The organism is Alloprevotella tannerae ATCC 51259, assembly GCF_000159995.1.
Lineage (GTDB): Bacteria > Bacteroidota > Bacteroidia > Bacteroidales > Bacteroidaceae > Alloprevotella > Alloprevotella tannerae.
This window is the reverse complement of sequence record NZ_GG700646.1, coordinates 1-549: the sequence shown is the minus strand read 5'-3', so window position 1 is coordinate 549 and position 549 is coordinate 1. Positions and strand designations below refer to the sequence as shown.

The 549-nt window shown below is 50.1% G+C and carries 1 protein-coding gene; it reads left to right on the top strand.

Going from position 1 to position 549, the window contains the following annotated elements; translation table 11 throughout:
• On the top strand, nucleotides 1–549 hold a 549-nt coding region (locus GCWU000325_RS10825; protein ID WP_006256703.1), incomplete at both ends, for a transposase.

The window sequence follows — 549 nt, the reverse complement described above, 5'->3', positions numbered from 1 at the left end:
TCACCGCGTCCCTTCAGGCCGAGGCTTGTAAGCTGCGCCATCTCGGCATCTTCAGGATGACTTCAAGGAGCACTTTGGCGGATGGAAACAAAAGGCGTTCGGAGGCGGTCTTTGAGGCCGTTTATAGGGATTTATACGCCAAGCATCGTCATCTTCTTTCTTCGGACAGCCGGCTGTGCACAAGAAAAAATGAACCGAAATGGATGAAACGGCTGAAGATAATTGACTCCACAACGATTACCCTCTTCTCCAACCTGCTCTTCAAAGGCGTGGGCAGACATCCCAAAACAGGTAAAAAGAAAGGGGGTATCAAAGTGCACAGTATAATCCAAGCCAATGAGGGAGTTCCATCGGACATCCGCTTCACTTCCGCAGCCACCAACGACTCTTTTATGCTCTTGCCGGCCACGTTGAACAGGGGGGATATCATTGCCATGGATCGTGCCTACATCGACTATGCGAAGTTTCAGCAAATGACGGAGCGCGGCGTCGTCTATGTCACGAAGATGAAGAAAAACCTGCAATACACGATAGAGGAGGATGTCATGT